Source organism: Staphylococcus aureus, from assembly GCF_001027105.1.
GTDB classification, from domain to species: Bacteria; Bacillota; Bacilli; order Staphylococcales; family Staphylococcaceae; genus Staphylococcus; species Staphylococcus aureus.
Genome location: NZ_CP011526.1, coordinates 2388007 through 2402311, shown reverse-complemented (window position 1 = coordinate 2402311; position 14305 = coordinate 2388007). Strand labels below are relative to the sequence as shown.

Genomic DNA, 14305 nt, shown 5'->3' with positions numbered 1-14305 from the left:
ACGATTTAGATTGGCAATAAGCATGACCATACATGATTGTGTATTATTTCAATGAAATCCCGTTATTGATAGGGAAATTCCTTAAGTAATTAGGTGATTCCCTAATATTTTATGTTTGTGAAAAAATGTACAATCTAATTAAAGCAATAGTCTTGGGCATTTTAAAGTATTTAAAAACACGACATCTACACATCGTATTTTTATACGTAGGAGGATATAAATATGGGAAAATTTGGATTGAATTTCTTTAAGCCAACAGAAAAATTTAATGGGAATTGGTCGATCCTAGAAAGTAAAAGTAGAGAATGGGAAAAAATGTACAGAGAACGTTGGAGCCACGATAAAGAAGTAAGAACAACACATGGTGTTAACTGTACAGGCTCATGTTCTTGGAAAGTATTTGTGAAAAATGGTGTGATTACCTGGGAAAATCAACAAACTGACTATCCAAGTTGTGGTCCGGATATGCCTGAATATGAACCGAGAGGATGTCCACGAGGTGCGTCATTCTCTTGGTATGAATACAGTCCGCTTCGAATCAAATATCCATATATTCGTGGAAAACTCTGGGATTTATGGACTGAAGCATTAGAAGAAAACAATGGTAATCGCGTTGCTGCATGGGCGTCTATTGTTGAAAATGAAGACAAAGCCAAACAATATAAGCAAGCCCGAGGTATGGGAGGGCACGTGCGTTCAAATTGGAAAGACGTTACAGAGATAATCGCAGCACAATTACTGTATACAATAAAAAAATATGGTCCAGATCGAATCGCAGGATTTACACCTATTCCAGCGATGTCAATGATTAGTTATGCAGCAGGTGCTCGATTCATCAATTTGCTTGGTGGTGAAATGCTTAGTTTTTATGACTGGTATGCAGATTTACCACCTGCCTCTCCACAAATTTGGGGAGAGCAAACAGATGTGCCTGAATCAAGTGACTGGTATAACGCATCATACATTATTATGTGGGGCTCTAATGTACCTTTAACACGTACTCCGGATGCACATTTTATGACTGAAGTCCGCTATAAAGGTACAAAAGTCATTTCAGTAGCACCAGATTACGCAGAAAATGTGAAATTTGCAGATAACTGGCTAGCACCGAATCCTGGTTCAGATGCTGCAATTGCACAAGCAATGACGCATGTTATTTTACAAGAACATTATGTTAATCAACCTAATGAACGCTTTATAAATTACGCTAAACAATATACAGATATGCCGTTTCTTATCATGCTGGATGAAGATGAAAATGGATATAAAGCGGGTCGATTTTTAAGAGCGAGTGACTTAGGTCAAACAACAGAGCAAGGCGAATGGAAGCCAGTTATTCATGATGCAATCAGCGATAGTTTAGTAGTACCTAATGGCACAATGGGTCAACGTTGGGAAGAAGGTAAGAAGTGGAACTTAAAACTAGAAACAGAAGATGGTTCTAAAATTAACCCTACATTATCAATGACAGAAGGTGGATACGAATTAGAAACAATTCAATTCCCATACTTTGATAGTGATGGAGATGGGATATTCAATCGTCCAATTCCAACTCGACAAGTCACTTTAGCAAATGGTGACAAAGTCCGTATTGCTACAATTTTTGACTTAATGGCAAGTCAATATGGCGTGCGTCGTTTTGATCATAAATTAGAATCAAAAGGATACGACGATGCAGAATCAAAATATACACCTGCTTGGCAAGAAGCCATTTCAGGCGTAAAACAAAGTGTTGTCATTCAAGTAGCGAAAGAATTTGCGCAAAACGCTATCGATACTGAAGGGCGTTCAATGATTATCATGGGTGCGGGTATTAACCATTGGTTTAACTCAGATACGATTTATCGTTCAATCTTAAACTTAGTTATGTTATGTGGCTGTCAAGGTGTGAATGGTGGCGGTTGGGCTCACTATGTGGGACAAGAAAAATGTCGTCCGATTGAAGGATGGAGTACTGTCGCATTTGCGAAAGACTGGCAAGGACCACCACGTTTGCAAAACGGAACAAGTTGGTTCTATTTTGCAACAGACCAATGGAAATATGAAGAGTCAAATGTAGATCGTTTAAAATCTCCATTAGCTAAAACAGAGGAGTTAAAGCATCAACATCCAGCTGATTATAATGTTTTAGCAGCTAGACTTGGTTGGTTACCATCATATCCACAATTTAATAAAAATAGTTTGTTGTTTGCAGAAGAAGCTAAAGATGAAGGTATAGATTCAAATGAAGCGATTTTGCAACGTGCAATTGATGAAGTGAAATCAAAACAAACACAATTTGCAATAGAAGATCCTGATTTGAAAAAGAATCATCCAAAATCATTATTTATATGGCGTTCAAACTTAATTTCAAGTTCTGCAAAAGGTCAAGAATACTTTATGAAGCATTTACTTGGCACAAAATCAGGGTTATTAGCTACACCAAATGAAGATGAAAAGCCAGAAGAAATTACGTGGCGTGAAGAAACAACAGGTAAGTTAGATTTAGTGGTCTCTTTAGACTTCAGAATGACGGCAACACCGTTATATTCTGACATTGTTTTGCCGGCAGCGACTTGGTATGAAAAACATGATTTATCATCAACGGATATGCATCCATATGTACATCCTTTCAATCCTGCCATTGATCCGTTATGGGAATCGCGTTCAGACTGGGATATTTATAAAACGTTGGCAAAAGCATTTTCAGAAATGGCAAAAGACTATTTACCTGGAACGTTTAAAGATGTTGTGACAACTCCACTTAGTCATGATACAAAGCAAGAAATTTCAACACCATACGGCGTAGTGAAAGATTGGTCGAAGGGTGAAATTGAAGCGGTACCTGGACGTACAATGCCTAACTTTGCAATTGTAGAACGCGACTACACTAAAATTTACGACAAATATGTCACGCTTGGTCCTGTACTTGAAAAAGGGAAAGTTGGAGCACATGGTGTAAGTTTCGGTGTCAGTGAACAATATGAAGAATTAAAAAGTATGTTAGGTACGTGGAGTGATACAAATGATGATTCTGTGAGAGCGAATCGTCCACGTATTGATACAGCACGTAATGTAGCTGATGCAATACTAAGTATTTCATCTGCTACGAATGGTAAATTATCACAAAAATCATATGAAGATCTCGAAGAACAAACTGGAATGCCGTTAAAAGATATTTCTAGCGAACGCGCTGCTGAGAAAATTTCGTTTTTAAATATAACTTCACAACCACGAGAAGTAATACCGACAGCAGTATTCCCAGGTTCAAATAAACAAGGTCGACGATATTCACCATTTACAACGAATATAGAACGTCTAGTACCTTTTAGAACATTAACAGGACGTCAAAGTTATTATGTGGATCACGAAGTTTTCCAACAATTTGGGGAGAGCTTACCAGTATATAAACCGACATTGCCGCCAATGGTATTTGGGAATAGAGATAAGAAAATTAAAGGTGGTACAGATGCTTTGGTACTGCGTTATTTAACGCCTCATGGAAAATGGAATATACACTCAATGTATCAAGATAATAAGCATATGTTGACACTATTTAGAGGTGGTCCAACGGTTTGGATATCAAATGAAGATGCTGAAAAACACGATATCCAAGATAATGATTGGCTAGAAGTGTATAACCGTAATGGTGTTGTAACGGCAAGAGCAGTTATTTCGCATCGTATGCCTAAAGGTACAATGTTTATGTATCATGCACAAGATAAACATATTCAAACGCCTGGGTCAGAAATTACAGATACACGTGGTGGTTCACACAACGCGCCGACTAGAATCCATTTGAAACCAACACAACTAGTCGGAGGATACGCACAAATTAGTTATCACTTTAATTATTATGGACCAATTGGGAACCAAAGGGATTTATATGTAGCAGTTAGAAAGATGAAGGAGGTTAATTGGCTTGAAGATTAAAGCGCAAGTTGCGATGGTATTAAATTTAGATAAATGCATAGGATGCCATACGTGTAGTGTGACATGTAAAAACACTTGGACAAATCGTCCAGGTGCTGAGTACATGTGGTTCAACAACGTAGAAACGAAGCCAGGTGTAGGGTATCCGAAACGTTGGGAAGACCAAGAACACTACAAAGGTGGTTGGGTACTAAATCGTAAAGGGAAACTTGAATTAAAATCTGGAAGTAGAATTTCAAAAATTGCTTTAGGTAAAATTTTTTATAACCCAGATATGCCATTAATTAAAGATTATTATGAGCCATGGAACTATAATTATGAACATTTAACAACTGCGAAATCAGGGAAGCATTCGCCAGTTGCTAGAGCGTATTCAGAAATTACGGGGGATAACATTGAAATTGAATGGGGACCTAACTGGGAAGATGACTTAGCAGGTGGTCATGTTACAGGTCCAAAAGATCCTAACATCCAAAAAATAGAAGAAGATATTAAATTCCAATTTGACGAAACTTTTATGATGTATTTACCACGTTTATGTGAACATTGCTTGAATCCAAGTTGCGTTGCATCGTGTCCTTCAGGTGCTATGTATAAACGTGATGAAGATGGCATTGTATTAGTTGACCAAGACGCATGTCGTGGATGGCGTTACTGTATGACAGGTTGTCCATATAAGAAAGTTTACTTCAATTGGAAAACGAACAAAGCTGAAAAGTGTACTTTCTGTTTCCCGAGAATCGAGGCGGGTATGCCTACGGTATGCTCTGAAACTTGTACAGGACGTATGCGTTACTTAGGTGTTTTATTATATGATGCAGATCGAGTTCATGAAGCAGCTTCAGCAGTAGACGAGAAAGATTTATATGAAAAACAATTAGATATATTCTTAAACCCATTTGACGAAGAAGTCATTGCTCAAGCTGAAAAAGATGGTATTGGTTACGATTGGATTGAAGCTGCACAAAACTCTCCAATTTATAAGTTAGCAATTGAATATAAACTTGCATTTCCGTTACATCCTGAATTTAGAACGATGCCGATGGTTTGGTATTGCCCACCACTTAGCCCAATTATGAGCTATTTTGAAGGTAAAAATACAACTCAAAATCCAGATGCGATTTTCCCAGCCATTGAAGAAATGCGTTTACCTATTGAATACTTAGCTAATATTTTCACTGCAGGAGATACAGAGCCAGTAAAAGGAGCCCTACAACGTATGGCAATGATGAGAAGTTATATGAGATCTCAAGTTACTCAACAGCCATTTGACACGTCTCGATTAGAGCGATTAGGTATAACCGAGCGCCAAACTAAAGACATGTATCGTTTATTAGGACTAGCCAAATATGAAGATCGATTTGTTATTCCAACATCACACAAAGAAACCTATTTAGATACGTATCACGCACAAGGTAGTACAGGATACAATTACGGCGGCGAGCATTTTGGAGATAACTGTGAAGGCTGTGGCGTTGCAGTAGGTTCAGGGAAAACTGGTCAAGAAATTTATAATGAGAATTTCTATGGAGGGATTTTCCGTGATTAATTTCGATAATTTTAAAAAATATCAAGAAAGTTTTGGATATATGGCACAACAGTTATGTTTTCCAGAAAAATTAACTTTTCATCCAAAAACTTTTGAAGAAACAATTTCGAAAGATCATCCAGCATATGAAGATTTAGTAGCATTTAGAAATGTAATGATGACATTTTCATTATCAGAAATCAAAGCGATTTATACAGATACATTTGATTTTACGAAAAAAGCACCATTATATATGACGTATAACAAATTTGATACGCAAAAAGAACGTGGGCAAATGTTAGCTAAATTAAAGGTATTATATGAAATGTTTGGACTAGAAATGGTAGATAATGAACTTTCTGATTATCTACCGTTGATGCTTCAATTTTTGCAAGTGGCAGAATGGCGAAATGATCCAAGAGCTGAAGAGAATATTCAATTAATCATTATGATTATTGAGGATGGAACATATGTGATGGCGAATGCACTTGGTGAAGATAACAATCCATATGCCTATGTGATTCAAGCACTTAGAAAAACATTGAAATTATGTTTGACATCACCAAAAGGAGTGAAACATCATGCTTAATCAGTTTTTATGGGTTATATTTCCGTATTTATGTTTAGTTGTCTTTGTCGCAGGTCATATTGCACGTTATCGTTATGATAAATTTTCTTGGACAGCTAAATCTAGTGAATTAATAGAAAGAAAAAGGTTGATGTGGGGAAGTTTATTATTTCACTTAGGTATTATTCCAGTGTTTTTTGGACACGTAGTTGGATTGTTAATACCGAAACCATGGATGGATGCAGTGGGTGTGTCTGAGCATTTATATCATATAGGCGCTGTTTATATTGGTAGCATCTTTGGTATAATAACTTTGATAGGGATGTTTTTATTAACAGCGAGACGTGTTACTACGAAAAGTATTCGAAGATTAAGTTCAGCGTCGGATATATTTGTAAATTTCTTATTATTACTTATCGTATTTATGGGATGTTACGCAACATTAGTAACAAATATACAACATCCAGACTTTAACTACAGAACTTCATTATCAATTTGGTTTAGACAATTATTTATGTTAAAACCAGATGCGTCATTGATGAGTGGTGTGCCGATTGCATTTAAAATGCATATATTGTTAGGTTTCACTATTATGGCTTGTTGGCCATTTACACGTTTGGTGCATGTTTGGAGTGTACCTTTGACATATATAAATCGCAGATATATTATTTACCGTAAGAATAAAGTGTAAGCATAAGAGGTGAAAGGATTTGACACCAGAAGCAATAATTGAAGATCGTAGATTTCAAGAGACATTAGATAAAATACGCAAAGAAGAGGGTTATGATTTTGCGGCAATCGCTTTCTATGAATCTAACAAACCATCATCTCCAATAAAATGGCACTATGTTTCAGGTAATAAAAATAATCGATTTAAATTGATTATTTTAAGAAAAGGTCGTGGATTAGCTGGAACTGTTATGAAAACAGGAAAGCGTATGGTAATAGCCAATGTTGGTTTAGCTTTAGGGCCTGAAGAAAAGATTGACTATCCAATTTTATTGAGCGAATCATTAACAGCAGTTTTAGCAGTGCCGCTTTGGTATAAGAATCAAGTGTATGGCGTACTATTATTTGGTCAAAGAGATGGTCGTCCTTTACCAAAAATATTTGATAATGATGATATTCAACGTAAGTTTGGTATTTTCAATGATGATAAATAATGAGATGAATTAGGGTGTAAGTCATGATTAATGAGGACAGTATACAGTTAGATACTTTATTGAAAAAATATTATGAGCATTCAATCGAAAAGATAGTTTTTGCTGATGATAACGGTAAAATTATTGCAATGAATGATGCTGCTAAAGATATATTATCTGAAGAAGATAATTACAGTGCTGTGGCGAATGCGATTTGTCACAGATGTGAAGGGTATACAAATGCCTATGATGTACAATCATGTAAAGACTGTTTCTTAGAATCGATGCAAGTACAAGCTACGAATTTCCAAGTATTTATGAAGACGAAAGATCAAAAAGTGATGCCATTTACAGCAACATATCAGTTGATTGATCAAGACAGGGGAATTCATGCATTTACGCTTCAAAATGTTTCATCACAAATTGAACAGCAAGAGAAATTGCATCAACAACGTATGATGCGTAAAACAATCTCAGCCCAAGAAAATGAAAGAAAGCGAATTTCTAGAGAGTTACATGATAGTGTGATTCAAGAAATGCTCAATGTAGATGTTCAATTGAGATTATTAAAATATCAAGAAGATACAACTAAGCTTTTGGAAGACGCAGAAAATATTGAATATATTGTCGCTAAATTAATTGATGATATACGTAATATGTCGGTTGAATTAAGACCCGCTTCTTTGGATGATCTAGGCCTTGAAGCAGCTTTTAAATCATATTTTAAACAGTTTGAAGAAAATTATGGAATAAAAATCATATATACATCAAATATTAAAAATACTCGCTTTGATAGTGATATTGAAACGGTTGTTTATCGAGTAGTGCAAGAAGCTATTTTAAATGCGTTGAAATACGCTGATGTAAATGAAATAAATGTAGGTATCCGTCAAACTGGGCGCCATTTGGTAGCAGAAGTGATAGATGCGGGAAATGGTTTTGATCCAAGTTCTAAGCCTAAAGGTTCTGGACTCGGTTTATATGGAATGAATGAGCGAGCTGAGTTAGTCAGCGGTAGCGTCAATATTGAAACGAAAATTGGTGAGGGTACCAATGTTACATTGAACATTCCAATTTGAAACATACATTGGGGGAATAAAATTGAAAATAGTCATTGCCGATGATCACGCTGTTGTCCGTACGGGGTTCTCTATGATTTTAAATTATCAAAATGATATGGAAGTTGTTGCAACGGCTGCAGATGGCGTCGAAGCTTACCAAAAAGTAATGGAATATAAACCTGATGTGTTACTAATGGATTTAAGTATGCCACCAGGTGAGTCAGGTCTTATCGCTACGAGTAAAATTGCTGACAGTTTTCCTGAAACTAAAATACTAATATTAACAATGTTTGATGATGAGGAGTATTTGTTCTATGTGTTGCGTAATGGTGCGAAAGGTTACATATTGAAAAATGCACCTGATGAACAATTATTGTTAGCTATTCGAACTGTATATAAAGGTGAAACATATGTAGATATGAAACTTACAACATCTTTAGTGAATGAATTTGTATCTAATTCAAATCAGGACACTGCAAACACAACAGATCCTTTTAAAATCTTATCAAAACGAGAACTAGAAATATTGCCACTTATTGCCAAAGGTTACGGGAATAAAGAAATTGCAGAGAAATTATTTGTATCTGTGAAAACAGTAGAAGCACATAAGACGCATATTATGACAAAGCTTGGCTTAAAGAGTAAACCTGAGCTAGTTGAATATGCATTGAAAAAGAAATTATTAGAGTTTTAGAGTTTGAAATTAATATAATTCAGTATAAAAGCGCGAGAGGAAATGATTATCTTCTGGCGCTTTTGTATGTTTCGAAATATATTTTTTTATAAATCGAATGGAACCTAATCCTTTCTCCTTTCGGTAACCTATACTAATTCGCTTTGCAAAGGTATAACTTTTAATATAGTTATTGATTTAGAGAATAAATGATTAGTTTTCTACTTTGAACAATTATTTTAGTTGGTGTATTCAGTGTTGTAGCATCTGTATGAGGATTAAAAATTGTCGCTCTTATTCACATTGCTCAAAAAATAATTAACAGCTTCTGAAATGTATGATGCTAAATTTTGATTATCATATGAATTAAAGTAATCTTTGAAACGCGTATCATCTTCATATGTTTTAGCAATACAGCATAATGTTTCATCATCAAAATCAGCGATAGTGTTCATAAATGCCTTCCACTCAAATACGAGATCACTACAATCTTGGATTGGATAATGACTCAAAGACATATGATTAAATTTATTGAAGATAGTTGTCAATTTATGTCTGATATCCTGCGATTGTAAGCTGTCTTTACGTCTAATAAATGATTGATATGCTTTCGTATGACCATATTTTATAGATGCTTCTTTATCATATTGTGACTGTAGTGTCTTGTTTAAAATGCTGGTATCTATTAGAGAGAGTCCTTTAATAAATTCACATACAGAGCGTCTAATTAATTGTAAGTCAGAAATCTTTTTATCTAACTTGCTTATTTGCTCTGATAATAACTTTCGCAATTGTTCATTATCATACGAAATGTATTGTTTTATTTTAGCGATATCAAAATCAAAAGACTTGAGTATTAAAATCTTTTGTAATTTTTCTAAGTCTTGCTGTTTATAAACGCGATAATTTTTATCATTTTTATCTGGAACTAATAATCCTATTTCATCGTAATAATGTAAAGTTCTTTTAGTTACACCTGTAATTTCAATAATATCTTTTAAAGTGTATGTGTATGCCAAAATTCAGTCACCTCATTTATTATTTTTTGTGCTGGAAGTGTTGTAGCAACTTCAATAGGTATGTTTGTTTTTTGTAAAAAGTATTTTACCAAGTGATAGCCACATGCATACCCGGCAGCATGAGATAAGCCAACGATAGGCCTACCTTGAAGTTTATTAATATCATCACCATAGAGATAAGGCATCGATTCAAATATATGCTTTAAATGTAAATGATTATAAATAGTATTTTTAATTTTTACGTTATCACGACTTCAATTAGTATTTGTTACCCACGGTCCAATATGCGCTTTACCATACAATGATTCTACATAGTTTTCAGCTAATCCTTCTGCAATAATCAATTCAATCAAACTTCCGCCATCCCAATCAATATATTGATAGCGCATATTATGATTTACTTCATGTGCAATTAAGCTTTTCATAGAATTAATTGTACTTGTACTCGGCACTAAATAAATCATAATATAACCTGGTATGCCACCATCACCACCGCGATTTTTATTTAGATACATAAGTGGTTTTTGGCGATCTCCAAGTAATACTGTGAAATGATAGTTAGAAACTTGAGATGAGATACTATAATTTGAAAATTGATCTATAGCAACTTTTAAATATTTTTCGCAATTACTCCAGAAATCATTATTCAGGTATTGTATTGACATTTGGTCAGACATGCGTAAATCTTTGGGAGAAATTTGAAAGGCATCTAAAAATTGAATCGCACTCATTGTCTGTTTGTCATCATTATAAATAGGCATATGTTGTACCTCAAATTTCTTTTTAAAAGGTACTAATATTTCTTTAGTGAAAATTGAATCACGGTCGTTTATTGGTGCCTTGAGTATATTATTATAGACGGAATCTGATCTAATAATATTGATTTTATACATGATAAACCTCCTTATGTTGTCAGCATAAAGGATAACGTAACGTGATTTTCAAGCAGTAATTGTAACTAATTGAAAAAAATTAAGAAAAGTATGTGAGTGTTCCTAAATAATATGATTAAAATGATGGCGAATAAGTGTCTAAAAGCATCTTAAAGGGACATTGTATAGGGTAAATCACTTCATAAATAAGGGAAAATCCTTATGTTCACTTTTTCACAATCATAATAAAATATATATGTAGTCAATACTTTGTCTATATTGAATGTTTTCATATAAATGAAAGCATTTTTAAATAACATTGACCTCTAATATATAGGCAGAGTATTGATATCTATTAAAAAATAAATGATTTTGATGAAGGTGAAACGTATGTACAAAACAAAAGGTGGCTTTCAACTTACATTACAAACATTAAGTTTAGTGGTTGGGTTTATGGCTTGGAGTATAATTGCGCCATTAATGCCCTTTATTAAACAAGATGTCAATGTTACTGAAGGTCAAATATCAATCATTTTAGCGATACCAGTTATTTTGGGATCGGTGCTCCGTGTGCCATTTGGTTATTTAACAAACATTGTTGGCGCTAAATGGGTATTCTTTACTAGTTTTATCGTATTGTTATTCCCGATATTTTTCTTAAGCCAAGCACAAACACCGGGTATGTTAATGGCTTCAGGATTTTTCCTTGGTGTAGGTGGTGCAATTTTCTCAGTTGGTGTTACATCAGTTCCTAAATATTTCCCTAAAGAAAAAGTAGGTCTAGCAAATGGTATTTATGGTATGGGAAATATCGGTACAGCAGTTTCTTCATTTTTAGCACCACCGATAGCGGGTATTATTGGTTGGCAAACAACAGTTAGAAGTTACTTAATTATTATCGCTTTATTTGCATTAATTATGTTCATTTTTGGTGACACACAAGAACGTAAAATTAAAGTACCATTAATGGCTCAAATGAAAACATTATCTAAAAACTACAAATTATATTACTTAAGTTATTGGTATTTTATTACTTTTGGTGCTTTTGTAGCATTTGGTATTTTCTTACCTAACTACTTAGTAAATCATTTTGGAATTGACAAAGTAGATGCTGGTATTCGATCAGGTGTATTCATTGCGCTGGCAACATTCTTAAGACCAATAGGTGGCATTTTAGGTGATAAATTTAATGCAGTTAAAGTATTGATGATTGATTTTGTTGTTATGATTATCGGTGCCATTATTTTAGGTATTTCAGACCATATCGCATTATTCACTGTAGGCTGTTTAACAATAAGTATTTGTGCAGGTATTGGTAACGGCTTAATCTTCAAATTAGTACCATCATACTTCTTAAATGAAGCGGGATCCGCAAATGGTATCGTATCAATGATGGGTGGTTTAGGAGGATTCTTCCCACCACTAGTAATCACGTACGTAGCTAATTTAACAGGATCAAGTCATTTAGCATTTATTTTCTTAGCGGTATTTGGATGTATTGCATTATTTACCATGCGTCATTTATACCAAAAAGAATATGGCTCATTGAAAAACGGTTGATATGTAATACATGCCATTCATTTAGTTAAATACAAAGCCTTAATATCATGCGCAATATTCGTAGCATGACATTAAGGCTTTAGTAGTGTATTCATTTTAAATTTAACTATGAAATTGGAATAGATGTTGATGAAGTAGTTTCATTGCTTGGTTTGATTTTAGGCAAGGTAATGGTTAATAACCCATTTTCAAAACTAGCAGTAATATGTTGCTTATCAACAGCTTCAAAATCAAATTGACGCATTAATGATTCGAAGTTACGCTCATCTAAAATGAGTTGTTCAGATTTGTATTTTGCGCTTCTAGTAGCTTGAATAGTGAGCGTATTATTATTGAAATCGATACTAATATCTTCTTTATTTACACCTGCTAGTTCAGCTTCTAAGTAATATAATTCGTCTGTTTCATATATATTCGTTACAAATGAAGGTGTTGAAAAGTAATTAAATACTTGTTTACCTAAATCTTTAAATGTATCACTTGGATTACCGTTAAAAAAGTTTTGATTCTCGAATTGATTGAAGTTCAATATCATCACTTCCATTATAGAAATTTGTATTACAAAGCCATTATATGAGTAGTATTAAAAAAGTTAAAGTAAAAGGGGAGATAAAAAAGTAATAAATGGGTAGATTTGTGCCTGATAAGGAATCAGGGCAAAAGAACTGAGCATCGAGATTTATACAAGCAATAAAGATAATGAATAAACATATCGATGCATACTTCTGCCCATCACCTTATGATAGGGAGTTATTTTTTGTCGGAATAGTCAAAATTTTTAGAAACAAAATTCCGCAAATTATTAATTATATCTGATGCTTCTCGTTCTGAAATGTTGAATTCATTAAAGACCTTAACAGAAATTTCAGCAAGAGGGCTTTTTATTGCTTTACCTTGTTCTGTTAGAGAAATTTGTAGGTTTCTTTCATCTTTCTCTTCACGTGTTCGAACAACGTAATCTTTCTTTTCTAATTTCTTTAGTAATGGTGTCAGTGTTCCAGAATCTAAGAACACACGTTCACCTAATTTTTTGATGTTAAGTTTTTCATCATTTTCAATCGCCATTAAAACAATGTAACCAGTATAGGTTAAATCATATTCCTTAAGATAGTTTGTGTATTTTTTAATTATTTCTTTTGAAGAAACATAAAATAAAAAACACAACTGTTTGCTAAGATAGCTGTTTTCTACATACATCCAATCACTCCTTGTTAAAATAAACAATATTATGAAGTGTAATAGTTGTCAAGTACTGATTTCATCGCAATTATTGAATTGTCTATAATTGAATTTAAATGTTAAATAATGCAAAATATATCGATATCTTAGTATTTTCATCGGTAATTACTGATATGACTGATTTTTTAAATTGAAAAAAATGTAATTGTATCATCCTTAATTGTTAAAAGTAGTCAATTATTTTGATAGATAGTAAAATAAAATTTGTTATTAAATTTTTTAAAAGCATCGTGTATGTAATTCGATTTCTATAATAATATTGAGAATAAAAAAATTTGTTACAATCTGGTAAAAACTCTTTATTAAATAAATTGATTCGTTCATACTGAATAGATAAGCAAAAAGGAGTTACATAATGAAGAAGAAAAAAAACGCGATTAAAGTTATCATTATATTATTTATTTCATTAATTGTTGCAGTAGCATTTTTCTTTGGTCTGAAAACATATCAAGGCCATAAGAATATTCAACTAATTGACAGTTACTTGGAAGAGAAAAATCTAAAAGATAAAATTAAATCAGAAAAAACAGAGTATAGTGCTAAAAAAGGTCTCTTCTATAAGGAAGTTACATTTAAAGATGAACCTGGTGTAACTTATGTTGTGCAACCAATCAGTACTAATAAAGGATTATTTGTTGAAGGCTTTGATACAGAGACTAAGAAAAGTTTGAAAACTGCAAAGCATAAATATTTCAATCAAAATTATAAACCATCAAAATAGTGAAACGTTA

General features: G+C 33.5%; 12 protein-coding genes and 1 pseudogene. 9 read left to right on the top strand and 4 right to left on the bottom strand.

Features of this window, described 5'->3' with window-relative positions; all coding sequences use genetic code 11:
- Positions 1-222: 222 nt before the first annotated feature.
- Genes AA076_RS12240 through nreC form a run of 7 tightly spaced genes read left to right on the top strand, consistent with a single transcriptional unit; the run spans position 223 to position 8905 of the window.
- Positions 223-3912, top strand: coding sequence for a nitrate reductase subunit alpha (locus AA076_RS12240; protein ID WP_000514391.1), 3690 nt, complete (start codon positions 223-225; stop codon positions 3910-3912).
- Positions 3902-5461: a nitrate reductase subunit beta gene (narH, locus tag AA076_RS12235; RefSeq protein WP_000692645.1), complete on the top strand. Its 1560-nt coding sequence runs from the start codon at positions 3902-3904 to the stop codon at positions 5459-5461. Before AA076_RS12240 ends, narH begins: the two co-directional genes overlap by 11 nt.
- Entirely contained in the window at positions 5454-6029 is a 576-nt protein-coding gene (gene narJ / locus AA076_RS12230) for a nitrate reductase molybdenum cofactor assembly chaperone (protein ID WP_000606768.1), read from the top strand. The genes narH and narJ overlap by 8 nt, the downstream gene beginning before the upstream one ends.
- The gene (narI, locus tag AA076_RS12225) at positions 6022-6699 is read left to right on the top strand and encodes a respiratory nitrate reductase subunit gamma (protein ID WP_000934151.1); all 678 of its coding nucleotides are present in this window, start codon (positions 6022-6024) and stop codon (positions 6697-6699) included. Before narJ ends, narI begins: the two co-directional genes overlap by 8 nt.
- A 19-nt stretch (positions 6700-6718) precedes the next feature.
- Positions 6719-7171 carry a nitrate respiration regulation accessory nitrate sensor NreA gene (gene nreA, locus AA076_RS12220; RefSeq protein ID WP_000186933.1) on the top strand — a complete coding sequence of 151 codons (453 nt, stop codon included), beginning with the start codon at positions 6719-6721 and terminating at the stop codon, positions 7169-7171.
- Positions 7172-7194: 23 nt separating this feature from the next.
- On the top strand, positions 7195-8229 hold the full coding sequence (gene nreB, locus AA076_RS12215) for a nitrate respiration regulation sensor histidine kinase NreB (protein ID WP_000606546.1): 1035 nt from the start codon (positions 7195-7197) through the stop codon (positions 8227-8229).
- A gap of 22 nt (positions 8230-8251) precedes the next feature.
- Complete coding sequence (gene nreC / locus AA076_RS12210) at positions 8252-8905, top strand: nitrate respiration regulation response regulator NreC (protein WP_025175367.1); 654 nt, start codon at positions 8252-8254, stop codon at positions 8903-8905.
- Between the two features lie 257 nt (positions 8906-9162).
- Here nreC and AA076_RS12205 read toward each other — a convergent pair whose 3' ends face one another.
- Both AA076_RS12205 and AA076_RS12200 read right to left on the bottom strand, forming a co-directional pair.
- Positions 9163-9903, bottom strand: a complete 741-nt coding sequence (locus AA076_RS12205) for a MerR family transcriptional regulator (RefSeq protein WP_000332063.1) — start codon at positions 9901-9903, stop codon at positions 9163-9165.
- Positions 9882-10796 (bottom strand): annotated as a pseudogene (locus tag AA076_RS12200) (DUF2268 domain-containing putative Zn-dependent protease). Before AA076_RS12200 ends, AA076_RS12205 begins: the two are co-directional and overlap by 22 nt.
- Positions 10797-11165: 369 nt before the next feature.
- Here AA076_RS12200 and AA076_RS12195 point away from each other — a divergent pair.
- Positions 11166-12335 (top strand): nitrate/nitrite transporter, encoded by a 1170-nt coding sequence (locus tag AA076_RS12195; protein WP_000278558.1) that lies wholly within the window; start codon positions 11166-11168, stop codon positions 12333-12335.
- Positions 12336-12441: 106 nt separating this feature from the next.
- On the opposite strand, the gene AA076_RS12190 is transcribed toward AA076_RS12195, so the two are convergent.
- Together AA076_RS12190 and AA076_RS12185 are read right to left on the bottom strand one after the other, a co-directional pair.
- Positions 12442-12870 carry an Hsp20/alpha crystallin family protein gene (locus AA076_RS12190; RefSeq protein ID WP_001797427.1) on the bottom strand — a complete coding sequence of 143 codons (429 nt, stop codon included), beginning with the start codon at positions 12868-12870 and terminating at the stop codon, positions 12442-12444.
- Between the two features lie 215 nt (positions 12871-13085).
- Complete coding sequence (locus AA076_RS12185; RefSeq protein ID WP_000289213.1) at positions 13086-13532, bottom strand: MarR family winged helix-turn-helix transcriptional regulator; 447 nt, start codon at positions 13530-13532, stop codon at positions 13086-13088.
- Between the two features lie 397 nt (positions 13533-13929).
- Between AA076_RS12185 and AA076_RS12180 the strand changes: the two genes are divergently transcribed.
- The gene (locus AA076_RS12180) at positions 13930-14295 is read left to right on the top strand and encodes a DUF3139 domain-containing protein (protein ID WP_000727537.1); all 366 of its coding nucleotides are present in this window, start codon (positions 13930-13932) and stop codon (positions 14293-14295) included.
- The last annotated feature ends 10 nt before the right edge of the window (positions 14296-14305 follow it).

Excerpts from the sequence above, each read along its gene's own strand:
- AA076_RS12240 (WP_000514391.1), top strand. The coding sequence starts at position 223 with ATGGGAAAATTTGGATTGAATTTCTTTAAGCCAACAGAAAAATTTAAT.
- narI (WP_000934151.1), top strand. The coding sequence starts at position 6,022 with ATGCTTAATCAGTTTTTATGGGTTATATTTCCGTATTTATGTTTAGTT.
- nreB (WP_000606546.1), top strand. The coding sequence starts at position 7,195 with ATGATTAATGAGGACAGTATACAGTTAGATACTTTATTGAAAAAATAT.
- AA076_RS12195 (WP_000278558.1), top strand. The coding sequence starts at position 11,166 with ATGTACAAAACAAAAGGTGGCTTTCAACTTACATTACAAACATTAAGT.
- AA076_RS12190 (WP_001797427.1), bottom strand. The coding sequence starts at position 12,870 with ATGATATTGAACTTCAATCAATTCGAGAATCAAAACTTTTTTAACGGT.
- AA076_RS12185 (WP_000289213.1), bottom strand. The coding sequence starts at position 13,532 with ATGTATGTAGAAAACAGCTATCTTAGCAAACAGTTGTGTTTTTTATTT.
- AA076_RS12180 (WP_000727537.1), top strand. The coding sequence starts at position 13,930 with ATGAAGAAGAAAAAAAACGCGATTAAAGTTATCATTATATTATTTATT.